Origin of the sequence: Undibacterium sp. WLX3042 (assembly GCF_049544825.1) — a bacterium.
GTDB lineage: Bacteria > Pseudomonadota > Gammaproteobacteria > Burkholderiales > Burkholderiaceae_D > Undibacterium.
In genome coordinates, this window is sequence record NZ_CP186698.1 from 2346492 (window position 1) to 2363487 (window position 16996).

Here is a 16996-nt window from a genome sequence, read left to right on the forward strand (position 1 = left end):
AAGGCAAGTTTGTCTGCGAGCTGACAGCCGATGTACTCTGTCGGTGTGCAAAAATAATTTGCTCTCAAGCATGATTCCGTCTTTGCGGGGATAATGCTTAGCTCAGCCGCTGTGCGGCTTTTTTCTGGATATGATACATGCGTAAAGGCATCTTCCTGGCAGGCTCGGCTTATATCGTCTGGGGCCTGTTTCCACTGTATTTCAAAGCACTGCAAAGCATTCCTTCTTTAGAAATTTTGATCCATCGCATGTTATGGTCGCTGCTGTTTTTAGCCGGCGTGCTCGCCTGGCGTCAGCAATGGTCATGGCTGAGCGCGGCTTTTCGTCAGCCGAAAGTGATTGCCGGTTTTACGCTCAGCGCCCTGCTCTTGTCTAGCAACTGGTTTATCTATATCTGGGCGGTTAACGATGGTCATGTGGTGGATGCGAGTCTCGGTTATTTCATTACGCCGCTGGTGAATATTCTGATTGGCTCGGCAGTGCTGCGGGAAAGGCTGCGTCCCGGTCAATGGCTGGCTGTTGCCTTTGCCGCGCTCGGCGTTGGCTGGCTGACCTGGCAGACCGGCCATCTGCCCTGGGTCGCCTTAGCGCTGGCGATCACCTTCGGCACTTACGGTTTATTGCGTAAAACCTCGGCGCTGGGCGCGCTGGAAGGCTTGTCGCTGGAAACAATTTTACTGTTTCCATTCGCTTTCGCTTATCTGGCCTGGCTGACTGTGCACGGGCAAAATGCGTTTATGACGCAAAACAGTCACATGCAGATACTGATCGCACTCAGCGGCCCGATCACGGCGATTCCGCTGTTACTGTTTGCAGCCGGTGCGCGCCGGATTCCGATGACGACACTCGGTCTGCTGCAATACATCGCCCCCAGCGTACAACTCTTACTCGGCATCTGGGTATTTCACGAAGCGTTTGATCACCATAAACTGCTCGGCTTTATCGCAATCTGGGCGGCGCTGCTGGTGTATTCGATGGAAGGCATGTGGATCAGCTTGGGAGCAAAAAAACAGGGAGTATGAGCCTGTTTGCATCAAATCTCAGCGTATTTGCTGGGGGTTTTAAGATACTCCCCCCGGTATATTTGAGGCAAAAAAGCACACCTGGTGTGCTTTTTTTATGGTGCAAAACGATTCATGTTAAAGTAGCGCCTTCGCTAGGGGTCCTGGGAATTTTATTTCCGGGTGAGAGAGTCCCTTATACCTGATCTGGATAATGCCAGCGAAGGGAAGCGCAAAGTTCATGCCTCTGCCACGTCCTTTTGTGTACTCCCGCGCTGTACTTCATCGCAACCGAGAGTACAACATGAAAAAACCATCTGCACATCATCTTCATCCACGCCGCTTATCGCTGATCGCGCTTGCCGTGGCTCAGACATTCGCATGGAACACGGCGCACGCGCAATCGACTGAAAAAGAATTACCGGAAGTCGTCGTCAGCGGCAACCGCCTCAGCGATGCCAAAGCCGAGCGCACCAAAGCCGCCGGTTTTCTGGATACCGCACTGATCGAGACGCCGTTTTCGGTCACCGCATGGACAACGCTGCAAATGCAGGATTTGCGCATACGCCAGACCACCGATGCGATGAAATTTGATGCCAGTGTGAATGATGCCTATAACGCTGTCGGCTATGCCGAGCAATTCTCGATTCGCGGTTTTGCGCTGGATAATTCCAGCAGCTATCGCAAAGATGGTTTTGCGATTCCGGGCGATGCCTCGATCCCTTTGGAAAATAAAGAACGCGTTGAAATCCTCAAAGGTATTTCCGGATTTCAGTCTGGCTTTGCCACGCCGGGCGGCATCATTAATTACGTGACCAAGCGCCCGACTGCTTCCGCGCTGCGCAGCATTACCACGGAAATCTCTGAACGCGGCACCTTGTATGGCAGTGCCGATCTGGGCGGTATGAGCGCCGACCGTCAGTTCGGTTATCGCATCAATGCCGCCGGCGAACGCCTGCGCTCGTATGTCAAAGGAGCGAATGGTGAGCGTCAGTTCATTTCCGGTGCGTTCGACTGGCATTTGTCGTCGCAGGCTTTACTGCAACTCGATCTCGATTACCAGCACAAATCGCAGCTCTCAGTGCCGGGCTTCCAGCTCACGAATGGCACCGATCTGCCGCGCAATATCAGCGCCGATATGATGCTGAATCAACAGCCGTGGGCAAAACCGGTCGATACCCGCAACACCAATGTGGGCCTGCGTTTTGAATACAAAATTAACGCTGACTGGAACGCCAGTTTTGCCGCCAATCAGCATGAATTCAAACGTGACGATTACACCGCATTTCCGTATGGCTGCAGTTCTTCCAATCTGTTTCCCGGTTACTGCGCGAACGGCGATTACGATGTGTATGACTATCGCAGCCTGAATGAATCGAAATCGATGACCGGCACGCAGGCACTGCTCAGCGGTAAATTTAGTACCGGCGTATTTGCTCATGCATTCGCAGCGGGCTTATCGACTTCGCGCCGTAAAGATTATTTTGGCGATTACATTTACGACTTCGTTGGCACCAGCAATCTGTATAACCCGGTCGCCGTTGCACCATCGCCAAATCAGCCTGGTGCGGCCAGCTTACGTCGTACCTATAAAGAATGGTCTGTCTTCGCGCAAGACATTATCAGCCTCAGCGACAGCTGGAAACTGCACGCCGGCGTGCGTCACCTGCATATAACACGCAGCCAGCTCGATAATCCCGGTTACGACCGCAATACCTGGGTATCGAATGCAGCGCTGGTGTATCAGCCTGTACAAACCATGTCTCTCTACGGTTCGTTTGCGCAAGGGCTGGAACATGGCGGCATTGCGCCTTTCGGTACCAGCAATCAGAATGTGATGCTGAATCCGGCACGTTCGAAACAACTGGAATTCGGGATCAAGAATGATCTGAGCCGCGATCTGAGCATCACTGCGGCTGTTTTCCGCATTCAGAAACCCCTCGAATACACAAACAGTGTCAACGTTTATGTACAGAATGGCGAAGCGCAACACACCGGACTGGAACTGTCAGCGCAGGGTAAGCTGAGTTCGCAACTGTACCTCGGCGCCAGCATCACCGCACTCGAAGCGAAACAGCAAGACACGGGAAATGCCGCGCTGGATGGCAAGCGCGTGTTGAACGTACCTAAGCTGAAATCCAGCATCTATGCCGACTACGCCGTGGCGCAAATCAAAGGTCTGAATCTGAATGCGAGCTGGCAATATTCCGGCAATAAAGCCTATTCGCCGGATAACGCAGTAATTGTGCCCGGCTACCAGGTCGTGAATCTGGGTGCGCGTTATGTGACCAGCATCGCCGGCACCGCAACGACATTGCGCTTTAATATCGACAATGTATTCGATAAATTCTACTGGCGCGATGTCACGCAGTCCCTCGGCGGTTACTTGCTGCCGGGCGCCTCGCGGATTTACAAACTGTCTGCACAGTTCGACTTCTGATTCTGTGGTGTTGTATTTCGCGTCAGCCTGAACCGCACTGACGCGGTAAATAAGCGCGCCAAGAATCTCCGGCAACAACAACGACGATACGCCACGGCGATCGTCGTTTTTTTATTCGCAGACCGATTACCTGCCTGCCGGATTGACTCAATAGACGATGACCCGCCTCATATCGGCGGCCCAAGAGCATTTTTGACGAAAAATATACTGGGGGGAGTATTTTTTAACAGCCACTGTATTCAAAGAGATAACAGCGAAAATTCAGCATACTCCCCGTCTTTTATACAAACACAGGCTGCGGGTACAGGGATTGCAGGGTGAGCGCAAACCAATGTGAAGATAGCGGAGTCTCAATCAACAGCACAAAGTGACTAAACAGGAAAATACTGGCGCGCCTGTTTTTCAGCGCGATAAATCCAAAGTAAAGCGAAAAATGCGGACAAATTGTGTTTGTTGTTATTGCCATAATGTTGATATAAATCAAGGTTTTTATATTAACATAGTGTCTGATATTGAATTGATCGGTTTGATAGTCTGAATCGGTTTGGATAAAGTGACCCCATCTTTATCGAAAACAAGCGTAAATCTGTCCTGATTTAAGCTGAATCAGTCAGTACAACTCGTGAACAATGAGGTGCTCTACCCTTGCGACCTCAGATCACTCAGAGTATCCCGGATTTGCCATACCTCGTTTAAGAAGAATTTCCGTTACCACGATAGGAAGAGACATGAAACTCAGCTTTCGCAGCAAACTTTATTTACCACTCATCATCAGTTGGCTTTGCCTGCTCGGTATCAGCACGGTCAACGTGTTGCAGAATAAAGCACATCGTTTTGAAGAGCGGCAGATTGCATTGCGCTTTGCGACTGACGTCGGCATGTCAACGGTCAAAGAATATGCTGCACTGGCAGATTCCGGCGCGATGCCGCTGGAAGAAGCCAAGAAACAGGCGCTGGCACGTCTCAAGGCGATGCGCTACGGCAAAGATGGTTACTACACCGTGATCAACTCTCACCCGACGGTGATTATGCATCCGATCAAAGCCGAACTCATCGGTAAAGATGTCACAGACTTTAAAGACCCTGGCGGCCAGTTTTTTTATCGCAATGTCGCCACCATTGCGAAAGGGCCAGGAGAAGGCTGGATAGAATATGTCTGGACCAAACCAGGTAATGCAGATCCTAAGCAGGTATTTCCCAAAGGCGCCTACGTTCTGACTTACAAACCGTGGGACTGGACTTTCATTACCGGCTTGTACCTCGATGACCTGACAGACGCGTTTATCAAGGATTTATGGAGTGCCGTCATCTTGTTGATCGGTATCGGTATCGTCCTGAGCCTCATCATCGTGGTTGTTGCACGTAATATTGAGCGCGCCATCGGTGGTGAACCGGAATACGCTGCCGACATCGCCAAAGGTATTGCTGCCGGCGATCTGACGGTCAATGTGGAAACTGGCGAAAACGATAAAGACAGCCTGCTGTTTGCAATGAAGACAATGCGTGACAGCCTCGCTAAAGTGGTCGGGGAAGTCCGCCAAAGTACCGATATGATCGCAACTGCTTCCAGTGAAATCGCTTCCGGCAATCTGGACTTGTCTGCACGTACTGAAGAACAGGCTAGTTCACTCGAAGAAACAGCGGCGTCCATGGAAGAGTTGACATCGACTGTCAAACAAAACGCAGAAAATGCACGTCAGGCGAATCAGCTGGTGCTGTCAACCGCAGACATGGCTGCCAAAGGTACCGATGCAGGAACAACGGTCGTCAATACCATGGGAGAGATTAACAACTCCTCCAAGAAAATTGTTGACATCATCAGTGTGATTGACGGCATTGCGTTCCAGACCAATATTCTGGCACTGAATGCGGCTGTTGAAGCCGCCCGCGCCGGTGAACAGGGACGCGGGTTTGCCGTCGTCGCCTCAGAAGTCCGCAATCTGGCACAACGCTCGGCAGCCGCCGCCAAGGAAATCAAGACGCTGATTGACGATTCCGTCGAAAAAGTAGAGCTGGGTTCTCAGCAGGTAGGCCAGGCCGGCGCAGCGCTGCAGGAAATTGTGAATGGTGTTAATCGCATCACCGATGTCATGAGCGAAATCACGGCTGCCAGCCATGAACAGCAATCCGGTATCGAACAGGTAAATCAGGCCATTATCCAGATGGATCAGGTTACACAACAAAATGCTGCACTGGTAGAACAGGCCGCCGCCGCTTCCGCCGCGATGCAAGAGCAGGCAAGAAATCTGGCGAGCGTGGTCAGCATGTTCAAGCTCGATGCGTCACAAAGCGCCGTCAGCGCTTCTTTTGCAACACCGCGCTCTGCCCCCGCGAAGGCAGTACCGCGTAACGCCGGTACGCGTCAGCCACAACCGCTGAAAAAAATTGCGGCCATGACAAAACGCGCGGAAACTGCAAAACCGTCAGCAAACAAAGAAAACTCAGACTGGGAAGAGTTTTAAGCATCCAGACTGCACTTATCGTCACGACGACACAGCATAGTCGCTGCGAAAAACGGCTAACACATCATTAAAAAAAGGCCCGCAAATGCGGGCCTTTTTTACTGCCTGTTTTATCGGTCTGTCTTTATCGCTCAGTTTAGCGACCTGCCGGATCAGACATTGGCGCGGACCAGAAAATCCATGCCCACCTCACGCCAGCATTCGGTTTCTTTCTGCAACCAGTAAGCCACCGTCGGATGCAGAGAAACCCAGTCGCGACGCATATCGAGTTCGATATTCTTTTTCATTTTGAGGCGAATATCTTCATAGTCAATTTCTGCCCGCGAATGCATCAGCATCACGGCCAGACGCAATGCCAGCACCGCTTTGGCAAAATCCGTATCACCCAGACCTTCACTGATTTTGCGCAAATTACCTTTCTGACTCAGAATCAGCTTGCTCATGATTCTCTGCTCGCTGGTGGTAAATCCCGCCATATCAGCATTCTCTATCATGTAGGCACCGTGCTTATGGTAACCGGTGTGAGAAACGACCATGCCCACTTCATGCAGAATCGCACTCCAGTACAGCAGACGCAGATAGGTATCTTTCGCCGGTTTGAGTTGCTGATATATCGATTTCGCCATATCCGCAACGCGGTTCGCACGCGACATGTCAATATGGAACAGCTGGCCGATTTTCTGTACCGATACCTCACGCCGGTCGCGCTTGGTTGCGCGCAAGTACAGATCCCACATGACGCCCATACGTAATCCTGCCTCGACCGGCGCCAGTACTTCGATGTTGAATTCTTCCATCAGTCCGATCAGTATGGCCAGCCCGCCTATCACCATCGCGACACGTTCAGGCTTGATGCCACTCAACTCAAGCTCGCTGAGTTGTCCGCTGCGGATACAGTATTGTTTCAGCGCATTCAGACTCTTCAGGGTAAGCCTGCCATCGCCAAGACCAGTATTGATGATGGCATCGGCAATCGCCCGCATCGTCCCAGACGAGCCGTAAGCCTTGCGCCAGTGCTGCGGCTGATACGGTGGCGCAGCGTCTTCAAACATCGATCGGGCGGACAAAATAGCCGCTTCAAAAGCAGCTTCCGTCAGGCGTCCATCCGGGAAAAAACTGGCGCTGTGCTTGACCGTTCCTATGCTGAACGATTCCACCTTGATGATCTCATGGCCGCGCCCTAGTATCACTTCCGTTGAACCACCACCAATATCCATCACCAGCCGGCGCTCGTCCGGGACACGGATTGCATTCGATACGCCCATGTAGATCAGGCGGCCTTCTTCTTCACCGGAAATCACATCAATCGGATGACCGATCGCCGCTTCGGCACGCGGTAAAATCGCCGCAGAATTTTTTGCGATACGGATCGTATTGGTTGCAACAACACGGACACTATCGATCGGATAAGCATTCAGAATTTCACGGAAGCGGGCCAGGCAATCTACCGCATTCTGTATCGCCTGCGGCGTCAGATTGCCATCGGCATCGAGCCCGGCTGCCAGCCGTATCGGCTCACGCGCACTTTTAACAACACGGATCACGTCACCTTCATGACGACCGATGTGCAAACGAAAACTGTTGGAACCAAGGTCAACGGCGGCCAGCATGTTTTCTATCCTTTACTATCAATACTATGAGAAAGTACAGCACGTCAGAATGAAAATGATATTAATCATTTTTTATGACCTGCAAGTGACGCCAGATTTACGGTGTGACGAAAAAACGTCGCTGCATCGATTCCAGCCCGGTCGTCCTGAGCACTTCTGCCAGCCGTTCTGCGGGGCGTTTCGCAGGCAGACCTTTGTATTCCGCGATGATTAATTCATTTTTCATTGAATGCTCCCATCCTACCAGTTCAGTTACCCTGACCTGATAGCCATGCGCTTCTAACTGCAGGCAACGCAACACATTGGTGATCTGGCTGCCGAACTCGCGTGTATGTATGGGATGACGCCACATTTCAGATAAGGGATTATTGCGAACAGCATCCCCCTTATTTTTGCGCAATTCAGCAGCAACTTCCGCCTGGCAGCAAGGTACCAGCACTATAAATTTAGCCTTCTTTTTCAAGGCGAACTGTATCGCATCATCCGTTGCGGTATCACATGCATGCAAAGCAGTCACGATATCAATCTGATCCGGCAACTGATCTGAGGTAATCGAATCTGCTACGGATAAAGTCAGGAAAGACATGCCCGGAAAATCCAGGCGCCGGGCAAGTTCTGTCGATCGCTGCACCAGTTCATCGCGAGTTTCAATCCCATAGATATGCGCTTTGCTTTGTGACTGGCCAACTTTAAAGAACAGGTCATACAGAATAAAGCCGAGATAAGACTTACCCGCCCCGTGATCGACCAAACTGATATCAGCATGGTCTTTTTGCAGAGTTTCCAGCAAGGGCTCAATGAATTGATATAAGTGATAAACCTGCTTGAGTTTGCGGCGACTATCCTGATTCAGTTTGCCATCGCGCGTGAGGATATGCAGCTCTTTGAGTAACTCCAGCGACTGACCGGGACGGATTTCATGTTTTTCGTTGTGATCAGTTGCATCCTGCCCGCGTTGCCCGTCTGATTTGTTTTGTTTGCTTTTTTTGACTTCAGGCTTTTTCATGATGGACTGTCCGCTAAGCTAATCAGGAATGATAATTCCAATTCACAGGCGATGGGAGAACAATACAAAAGTTTGCATTGTGCCGGTCACGGCTTCTCTCGTCATGATTGGAAAAACAAAAAAGGACTCAGGTATACACCTGAGTCCTTTTGTTTTGGTAGGCCGTGCGGGATTCGAACCTGCGACCAACGGATTAAAAGTCCGCTGCTCTACCAGCTGAGCTAACGACCCAAAACTTGCTAAAAAAATTAAAGACTTACATGACATAAGTCTTTTTTGTATTCGTGGTAGGCCGTGCGGGATTCGAACCTGCGACCAACGGATTAAAAGTCCGCTGCTCTACCAGCTGAGCTAACGACCCGAAAGACCGAAATTATATGGCGTTTTCAGGATGCTGTCAATGGCATTCACTGGATTAAATCCCTGCCGTGCTTACTTTGACGACGTCAAACGGCTCTTGGCAGCATGTGCTGCCTCGCTTTCCGGATATTGCGCAATCAGGCTTTCCAGCGTCTTTTTCGCAGCATTTTTATCTTTCATCTCGGTCTGACAACCGGCAATATTGAGTAATGCATCAGGTGCCTTAAGATGATCCGGATAAGTCTTCACCAGTTGTTGCATAGCCACAATCGTGTTTTTACAATCACGCTGCGCATAATAGGAATTACCCATCCAGTACTGCGCGGAGCCAGCAAATGCGGACTGCGGATACGCTGCCAGAAAGCTGCTGAACGAGGTCACGGAATTTTTATAATCACCAGCCTTGAATAAACTGAGTGCATTATCGTAAGCACGCTGCTCATTTGGTTCGACCGTCGCCTCTTTACCGTCCACAGTCAGACGCTTAGGTTCAATCTTACGCAGACGATTATCCAGATCCACGTAAAAATCCTGCTGACGACGCTGAGTATTGGCGATATCATTCGCCAGCACTTCCACCTGTCCGCGCAACTTGGCAATTTCGGCACGCAACTGTTCATTGTCATTAGCCAGATCCAGTGCTGTACCTTTGTCTGCCTTGGTATCAAGCTTATTATCCAAACGAAGATTCAGGGCATCTACTTTGGCACGTAAATCCAGAATCGCTTTACGCGCTTCATCGTCATCAAAAATGCCTGCCGACGCCAGCGACGGGATCAAGGCAGTAGAAAGAGCCGCTGATATAGCAGCAATAGCGAAAGAACGACGAATAGAGATCAATGTCATAGCAATCAAAATAGAATGAAAGACGCCGGATATCCCGCATAAGGAATCCGGCGTCAGATAAGCTCAAAAGACCATCAAAGGCACTTTTAAACTACGCAGCTATTACTGATAGACGATATCAGCACGGCGGTTTTCTGCCCATGCAGCTTCATCGTGACCTTCTGCTTTTGGTTTTTCTTTACCCAAAGAGACGGCTTCGATCTGCGCTTCAGAAACGCCCAGCAAAGTCATGGATTTACGAACAGCTTCAGCACGTTTCTGGCCCAGAGCCAGGTTGTATTCGCTGCCGCCGCGTTCATCCGTATTACCTTGAATCAGGATCTTACGGCCTTTGTTTGTGCTCAGATATTTGGAATGCGCTTCAACAACGGACTTGTACTCATCTTTAACAACATAGCTGTCGAAGTCGAAATAAACACTGCGTTTCGCCAATACACCTTTTGGATCATTCAAAGGATCGACAGAACCAGTATTGACTGTTTTAACTGCATTAGGATCAGCCGGAGTCTGCGTTGTTGCAACAGGTTTTTCTTCGATTTTTGCTTTGTCTTCGAGCGGTACTTTAGAAGCACAGGCAGTCATCAGAACAACGCTGGAAACCAGCATAGCCAGAGTTTTGGATTGGGATGTGAAGCGCATTTTCTCTCCTGATTAAAAAAAAAGTGATTACAACTTATTTCATGAAAGGACCCCAGGTGGGCTCCCGAATATCTCCGGCTTGCACCGTCAATTTTTGCTTAACCTTACCATCAACTGAAACTACGGCCAAAGTACCACGACGACCAGATTCAGTTGCGTACATGATGTAACGGCCATTTGGCGAAAAACTTGGAGATTCGTCTTTACTTGTATCTGACAGTCTCTGTTCCTGACCACTGACCAGGTCAAGTGCATACAACTGGAACTTACCGTCACGGCGTGAGATGTAAGCTAATGTGCGACCATCCGGCGAAATCCGCGGTGTAATATTATAACTCCCGCTGAACGTCACACGCTTCGCCTCGCCACCATTACTGTTCATGCGATAGATCTGGGGACCACCGCTACGATCACTCAGAAAGTAAATCGACTGTCCATCTGCAGAAAACTGCGGTTCAGTATCGATACCGCTACTGCTGGTCAGGCGCTGCAATCCAGAGCCGTCGGCATTGACGGAATAAATCTGCGTCAAACCATCACGTGACAATGCAATCGCTAACTTTGAGCCATCCGGCGACCAGGCCGGAGCCGAGTTACTGCCTTTGTAATTCGCAATCACCCTGCGCTCACCGGTCATCAGATTCTGTACCCAGATCACAGGTTTTTTTGCCTCAAATGACACATAGGCAACCTTAGTACCATCTGCAGACCACGACGGCGAAATAATCGGTTCATTTGAACGCAGTGCAACGCGGACGCCTTCACCGTCCGCATCAGCGACTTCCAGACGATACTCACGTCCCGCCTTGGTCACATAAGCGATTCTTGTTGAGAATACGCCACGGACACCAGTCAGCTTTTCATAAATATCATCCGCGATCCTGTGGGCAGTCTTACGCGTGTTCTCAGGTGCTGCAGCCACCGAAAAGCCCGACAAAGACGCGGACTTCATAGTATCGAGTAACTTGTAGCGAACATCAAAGCGGCCATCTGCAAGACGCTGCACACTACCAACCACCAGTGCTTCGGCACCACGCTTTTTCCATTCATCAAAATTGACCGGACTGGTTTCCGTGATGACGGCACCAGCCTCGATAATTTTGAAATATCCGCTGCGGTTCAGATCGTCTTTGATAATGCTGGTGATTTGTTGCGGAGTCATCGCTTCGTCCGCAAATGCGGCAATCGCCACCGGAATCTGGCTCGATCCGACGCCTGCAATTTCAATACGTAGCTGTGCGCTGGCCGGTGCAATCAAGGCGCTGCCAGTCGCGGAAGCGAGTACGACACGAACAATAATTTTTCTCAAAAAAGACATCATTACCTATCACTCTTCCTTCATTTTGTAAGCGAAATCCAGGGTTGCCGGGACCTGACCGTTTTTATCTTTAGGGAAAGGAGCAGATTTTTCTATCCCTTTTGCTACCGCTTCGTCAAACGCCAGATTACCGGACGACTTCAGTTTTTTAACGGCTCCGCGTAAAGAACCGTCAGGAATCAGTTCAATTCTATACTCTACCGTTGGGTTACCAGCAACAGATTCAACGCCACTGTAAATTGTGTTCGAGCGCACTTTCGCCGCAATTTTTGCCATGTAGCTCGGATCGCCACGATTATTGCCGGTCGATTTCGCGGCTGTACCTGTGCCTCCGCTACCGGTGACACCGGCTTGCGCTGATAAACGCTGCATATTTTCTTTGAACAATTTGTCGCTGGCGGCTTTTTCTTTTGCCTGCTGCGCTTTTTGATCCGCTAATTTTTGTTTCTCGGCTTTTTCTTTTTCACGCTCTTTTTCGCGCTCTTTTTCTTTCAGACGCTCTTTTTCCTGCTCACGTTCTTTTTCGCGTAATTTCTCACGCTCTTTCTCTTTTTTCGCCTGCAGCTCTTGCTCTGCCTGACGTTTTTCCTCAGCCAGCGCACGCTGATGTTCTTCGGCTTTTTTCTTTTCCGCGAGCAGTCGTTTTTTCTCTTGCTGCAAAGCGATCTCAGGATCTTCCTTTGGCAATTCGTTTTTTACTACGGGAGGTGGAGGAGGAATATCTTGAGATTTGACCGGTTCTGGTTCTGGTTGCGGCGCAGGAGGAATCTCAACAGCGACGGGTGCAGCTTCACGCGTCGTCATATCCCAGACTTCGGCTTCGACTGCGGTCGATTCTTTATTTTGCCAGCTGACTCCGATCCACAAAAAGCCTAACAGTAAAACGTGAACCAGCGCCGCCAGCACAACTGGACGCCAGTTAACCGCCTCAGATTGGTGGATGTTTCCCGGGTAAGCTGAAGTAGAAACTTGATTCATAACCTTTTATGATTCGCCAGCACTGGATTAGTTCCAATCAGTCTGAGATTTCGTGGGCGAAAGATTAAATTGATACCGCACATAGTGAAATTATAAACCTCTCCATGAAATTCGCCTTATTTTTTGCAAAAATCAGGAAATTGACGGATAAACATCGTTATTCTTCAGCACTGTGATAGCAAAAAGCGAAGCATATTATTGCTCCGCTTTCTGATAGTCACAGTTAAAACCGCTTAATCCTGATGATAACGGGTCACGCGCTCCACTTCGTTTTTAGAGCCCAGAAAAACTGCAACACGTTGATGCAAAGCGGTCGGCTGCACATCCAGCATCCTTTGTTTGCCATCGGTCGAGGCGCCACCGGCTTGCTCGACGATGAATGACATAGGATTCGCTTCGTACATCAGACGCAACTTACCTGGCTTCTCAGTATCGCGCTTATCTGCCGGATACATGAAAATACCGCCGCGACACAGAATACGGTGGACATCGGTCACCATGGAAGCAATCCAGCGCATATTGAAATCTTTTTCACGCGGACCAGTCACACCAGCCAGCATCTCATCGACATAACGCGTGACTGGCGGATACCAGTGACGCGAGTTCGACGCATTGATGGCAAATTCCTTGGTATCCGCCGGAATCTGCATATTCCTTTGGGTCAGTACCCAGGAGCCCATTTCACGATCCAGCGTGAAGCAATTGACGCCATTGCCTGTTGTCAGCACCAGCACGGTTTGCGGGCCATATACAGCATATCCAGCTGCGACCTGCTTGTTACCCGGCTGCAGGAAATCCTGTTCAGTCGGCGCGGCCATTCCTTCCGGCGCTTTCAGAACTGAAAAAATCGTGCCAATAGACACGTTGACGTCGATGTTGCTGGAGCCATCAAGCGGATCGAATAACAGCATGTATTCGCCCATAGGATAACGATTCGGAATCGGGTGGATCGTTTCCATTTCTTCCGATGCCATTGCGGCTAAGTGACCGCCCCACTCGTTCGCTTCGAGCAAAATCTCATTCGAGAGGATATCGAGTTTCTTTTGTACTTCGCCCTGAATATTCTCGCTGCCGGCACTTCCCAAAACCTCGCCAAGCGCTCCTTTACCGACGGCATGACTGATGGTTTTACAGGCGCGAGCGACAACTTCAATCAGTAAGCGTAACTCGGCGGGGATAGAGTTGTTCAGACGCTGCTCTTCAACAAGATACTGGGTCAGACTGACACGTTTCATGATGTTCCTTATGTTAAAAACTAAATTTCAATATTGAAATAGCGAAGCTTTGATGCGGGTTCTGGCTGTTTTCCGGCCCCGAGCCCGCATGTTGACGAGGTGAGTAATCCAGATATCAGAAAGCAGCTTATGCGGCCAATGCTTTACTGATGACTTCAGCCACATCTTTGGATAATTTTTTCGTCGCTGCTACTTTTTGCAAAGCCGCTTTCATTTGCGCCTGCAAGCCAGCCGGATATTTTTTCCATCTGTCGAGGCTACGTGCAAGACGTGCCGCCACCTGTGGGTTAATTTTATTCAGCGCAATCACTAATTCAGCCCACAACGCATAGCCACTACCATCAGCTGCATGGAACTGCGATGGATTGGCATTACAGAAGTTAAACACCAGACTCCGTGCGCGATTCGGATTCGTTAAGGTGAAAGCCGGATGCTGCATTAATTCTCTTACTTTTTCCACGTCTGTTGTATGTGCCGTTGCCTGCAGCATGAACCACTTATCGATCACCAGATCTTCTTTTTTGAAGTCTTTGAAGAAGCGACGCAGCGCTTTCTCTGATTTTTTCTTCTGCTTTTCAGTGCCATTGAAGTTTGTCAGTGCTGCCAATGCTGCCAGACGATCTGTCATGTTTGCAGCTTCTTTAAACTGCAAATATGCCAGATCAAAGGTGCTTTCATCTGCCCATTCGAGTAAGTACGAAAGTGCCAAATTTTTCAGACTGCGTTTTGCCATCGATACGGCGTCGGGACGATATTTACCCGGTGTCTGATGAGTTTCATAGGCATGCAGCAAATCTGCTTTCAAATGGTGGGTGATCGTCGCACGCACAAACTGACGGGCGGCATGTATCGCCTGCGGATCAACCACCTCAAACGCTTCCGCAATCATCGCTTCGGATGGCAACGTCAGCATGAGCTCGCGGAATGCAGGATCGAGAGATTCATCATTCAGTGTTGAGCGCAAAGCATTGATGAACAAATCATCAAGCAAGAGTTCTTCGCCCGCCTGTATCGCCTTGGTCAATTTCACCAAGCGGCGTGTCGCGAGGCGCTGCCCGGCTTCCCAACGGTTAAATGGATCGCTATCGCTAGCAAATAACAATCCCAGTTCTTCATCGGTGTAATCAATATCCAGAACAACCGGCGCCGAGAAGTTACGCAACAAAGATGGCACAGGCTCTCTGGCGACTTTATTAAACCGGAAGGTTTGTGATGCCGCCGTCAGTTCAAGTACCAGATTCGTGGTGCCCGCCTGCTCAGGGTAATCATCGCAATACAAAGGAATATCTTTCCCCTCCGTATCAAGCAAACCCATCGCAACCGGAATATGGAACGGTAACTTTTTCTCCTGGCCCGGAGTTGCCGGGCAAGACTGCGTCAGCTTGATATCGTATGTCTGCGCTTCAGCATTATACGCCGTCACCACGCTGACACGCGGAGTACCAGCCTGACTGTACCAACGCTCAAACTGAGTAAGATCGCGGCCACTGGAATCTGCCATCGCCGCACGGAAATCATCGCACTCTACCGCCTGACCATCGTGGCGCGCAAAGTACAGATCCATTCCTTTACGGAAGCCATCATGGCCGAGCAAGGTGTAATACATACGAACGACTTCGGCGCCTTTTTCGTAAATCGTCACCGTATAAAAATTATTGATTTCAACGAAGGAATCTGGGCGTACCGGATGCGCCATAGGGCCGGCATCTTCTGAAAACTGCACCTGCCGCAGTACACGCACGTCTTCTATGCGCTTAACGGCACGCCCTGTCGCCGTACCAACCAGATCAGCCGAAAATTCCTGATCGCGGAACACGGTCAGTCCCTCTTTCAAGGAAAGCTGAAACCAGTCGCGGCAGGTGACCCGGTTACCGGTCCAGTTATGGAAATACTCATGTCCGACCACGGATTCAATACCGGCATAATCAACATCAGTAGCGATGCTGGAATTCGCCAATACGTACTTGGTATTAAAAATGTTCAGGCCCTTGTTTTCCATCGCGCCCATATTGAAGTCGCCGGTAGCGACTATCATGAAACGGTCGAGATCGAGTTCCAGCCCAAAACGTTCTTCGTCCCAGCGTATGCTTTTTTTCAGCGAGTCCATCGCATGCTGGGTTTTATCAAGATTACCCTCTTCCACCCAGACTTGCAGTAAGGCTTTACGTCCCGATTTCAGCTTGAACTTTTCTTCCTGACAGACCAGCTTGCCTGCCACCAGTGCAAACAGATAAGAGGGCTTTTTAAACGGATCTTCCCACTTCGCAAAATGACGTCCGTCGTCAAGCTCTCCTTCATCAATCAGATTGCCATTGCTCAGTAATACAGGAAATTTCTTTTTATCTGCGCGCAGCATGACTGTGTATTTGGCCATCACGTCGGGGCGATCAGGAAACCAGGTGATTTTACGAAATCCTTCAGCTTCACACTGCGTGATGAGATTTCCTTTGGACGCATACAAACCAGACAGCGACGTATTTTTCAAAGGCTGTATCTGAGTCGTGATTTCCAGCGTGACCTCATCGGGTGCATTGGGGATACGCAGCGTCTCGCCATCAATCTGGTAGTCCGCTTTCTTCAGCTTCACGCCGTTCATGCGCAACTGTACTAATTTCAAGGACTCACCCGACAGCACGAGATCTTTTTCCTTGCTCGCGTGATTGCGTCGCATGACCATGCGGTTGGCGACCACGGTAGATTTCAGGTCCAGATCAAAACCCATTTCTACGGTGTCAACCCAGTAACCCGGGGCAACGTAATCTTGACGAAGTATGGCTTGAGGAGTGATGACAGTATCGTTACGCATGGCCTTGGAATCTCGCGAAAATTATATAAATCAAAGTCTTATGAACTTTGTGAGACCGACATTTTACCAAGACAAAAAGCAGCGCACGCTAAACCGGACAAAGATAGTCCAATAAACACAAAATTGCTTTTGTCCCGATGCCTGGCGCAACCATCTCTTCCACAAAAAATGGAGACAAAAACAGCTGGCATACGTAATCCGGATGCGACATTTTTCATATACAAATCAATACAAAAATCTCTGCAATGACGCCGAATCACCGCTATCATGAAACCATCGGAAGATTTGGAGCGTA

11 protein-coding genes, 2 tRNA genes and 1 riboswitch are annotated in these 16996 nt (G+C 49.9%); of the genes, 3 read left to right on the forward strand and 10 right to left on the reverse strand.

The genetic code is table 11. The annotated features are described in order from the left end of the window. Positions 1-137 precede the first annotated feature (137 nt). The 3 genes from rarD (at position 138) to ACPAOP_RS10695 (ending at position 5903) form a co-directional block, all read left to right on the forward strand. Positions 138-1022, forward strand: coding sequence for an EamA family transporter RarD (gene rarD / locus ACPAOP_RS10685; protein WP_423682212.1), 885 nt, complete (start codon positions 138-140; stop codon positions 1020-1022). A 126-nt stretch (positions 1023-1148) separates the two neighbouring features. After that, positions 1149-1247, forward strand: a riboswitch (TPP riboswitch). Positions 1248-1305: 58 nt separating this feature from the next. Beyond that, positions 1306-3441 carry a TonB-dependent siderophore receptor gene (locus ACPAOP_RS10690; protein WP_423707958.1) on the forward strand — a complete coding sequence of 712 codons (2136 nt, stop codon included), beginning with the start codon at positions 1306-1308 and terminating at the stop codon, positions 3439-3441. 728 nt (positions 3442-4169) lie between these two features. Next, positions 4170-5903, forward strand: a complete 1734-nt coding sequence (locus ACPAOP_RS10695) for a methyl-accepting chemotaxis protein (protein WP_423707959.1) — start codon at positions 4170-4172, stop codon at positions 5901-5903. Between the two features lie 152 nt (positions 5904-6055). On the opposite strand, the gene ACPAOP_RS10700 is transcribed toward ACPAOP_RS10695, so the two are convergent. From ACPAOP_RS10700 to pepN, 10 genes are all read right to left on the reverse strand, one after another. Next, positions 6056-7513: a Ppx/GppA family phosphatase gene (locus ACPAOP_RS10700; protein ID WP_423707961.1), complete on the reverse strand. Its 1458-nt coding sequence runs from the start codon at positions 7511-7513 to the stop codon at positions 6056-6058. 97 nt (positions 7514-7610) lie between these two features. Then, positions 7611-8519, reverse strand: a complete 909-nt coding sequence (locus tag ACPAOP_RS10705) for a class I SAM-dependent methyltransferase (RefSeq protein WP_423682206.1) — start codon at positions 8517-8519, stop codon at positions 7611-7613. 155 nt (positions 8520-8674) lie between these two features. Beyond that, positions 8675-8750: transfer RNA gene (locus ACPAOP_RS10710), tRNA-Lys, on the reverse strand. Between the two features lie 54 nt (positions 8751-8804). Further along, positions 8805-8880: transfer RNA gene (locus ACPAOP_RS10715), tRNA-Lys, on the reverse strand. A 71-nt stretch (positions 8881-8951) separates the two neighbouring features. After that, complete coding sequence (ybgF, locus tag ACPAOP_RS10720) at positions 8952-9725, reverse strand: tol-pal system protein YbgF (RefSeq protein ID WP_423707962.1); 774 nt, start codon at positions 9723-9725, stop codon at positions 8952-8954. A gap of 102 nt (positions 9726-9827) precedes the next feature. Next, positions 9828-10364: a peptidoglycan-associated lipoprotein Pal gene (gene pal, locus ACPAOP_RS10725; protein ID WP_423682204.1), complete on the reverse strand. Its 537-nt coding sequence runs from the start codon at positions 10362-10364 to the stop codon at positions 9828-9830. A 34-nt stretch (positions 10365-10398) separates the two neighbouring features. Continuing rightward, a complete protein-coding gene (gene tolB / locus ACPAOP_RS10730) occupies positions 10399-11682 on the reverse strand; it encodes a Tol-Pal system beta propeller repeat protein TolB (RefSeq protein WP_423707963.1) in 1284 nt (427 codons plus the stop codon). Positions 11683-11691: 9 nt separating this feature from the next. Beyond that, positions 11692-12660, reverse strand: coding sequence for a cell envelope integrity protein TolA (tolA, locus tag ACPAOP_RS10735; RefSeq protein WP_423707965.1), 969 nt, complete (start codon positions 12658-12660; stop codon positions 11692-11694). Positions 12661-12893: 233 nt separating this feature from the next. Continuing rightward, entirely contained in the window at positions 12894-13895 is a 1002-nt protein-coding gene (locus tag ACPAOP_RS10740; protein WP_423682201.1) for a class 1 fructose-bisphosphatase, read from the reverse strand. A 127-nt stretch (positions 13896-14022) separates the two neighbouring features. Next, positions 14023-16701, reverse strand: a complete 2679-nt coding sequence (pepN, locus tag ACPAOP_RS10745) for an aminopeptidase N (RefSeq protein ID WP_423707966.1) — start codon at positions 16699-16701, stop codon at positions 14023-14025. Positions 16702-16996: the final 295 nt, after the last annotated feature.

What these genes read in the sequence shown, in the direction of transcription:
- rarD (WP_423682212.1), top strand. Translation starts at nt 138, where the DNA reads ATGCGTAAAGGCATCTTCCTGGCAGGCTCGGCTTATATCGTCTGGGGC.
- ACPAOP_RS10690 (WP_423707958.1), top strand. Translation starts at nt 1,306, where the DNA reads ATGAAAAAACCATCTGCACATCATCTTCATCCACGCCGCTTATCGCTG.
- ACPAOP_RS10695 (WP_423707959.1), top strand. Translation starts at nt 4,170, where the DNA reads ATGAAACTCAGCTTTCGCAGCAAACTTTATTTACCACTCATCATCAGT.
- ACPAOP_RS10700 (WP_423707961.1), bottom strand. Translation starts at nt 7,513, where the DNA reads ATGCTGGCCGCCGTTGACCTTGGTTCCAACAGTTTTCGTTTGCACATC.
- ACPAOP_RS10705 (WP_423682206.1), bottom strand. Translation starts at nt 8,519, where the DNA reads ATGAAAAAGCCTGAAGTCAAAAAAAGCAAACAAAACAAATCAGACGGG.
- ybgF (WP_423707962.1), bottom strand. Translation starts at nt 9,725, where the DNA reads ATGACATTGATCTCTATTCGTCGTTCTTTCGCTATTGCTGCTATATCA.
- pal (WP_423682204.1), bottom strand. Translation starts at nt 10,364, where the DNA reads ATGCGCTTCACATCCCAATCCAAAACTCTGGCTATGCTGGTTTCCAGC.
- tolB (WP_423707963.1), bottom strand. Translation starts at nt 11,682, where the DNA reads ATGTCTTTTTTGAGAAAAATTATTGTTCGTGTCGTACTCGCTTCCGCG.
- tolA (WP_423707965.1), bottom strand. Translation starts at nt 12,660, where the DNA reads ATGAATCAAGTTTCTACTTCAGCTTACCCGGGAAACATCCACCAATCT.
- ACPAOP_RS10740 (WP_423682201.1), bottom strand. Translation starts at nt 13,895, where the DNA reads ATGAAACGTGTCAGTCTGACCCAGTATCTTGTTGAAGAGCAGCGTCTG.
- pepN (WP_423707966.1), bottom strand. Translation starts at nt 16,701, where the DNA reads ATGCGTAACGATACTGTCATCACTCCTCAAGCCATACTTCGTCAAGAT.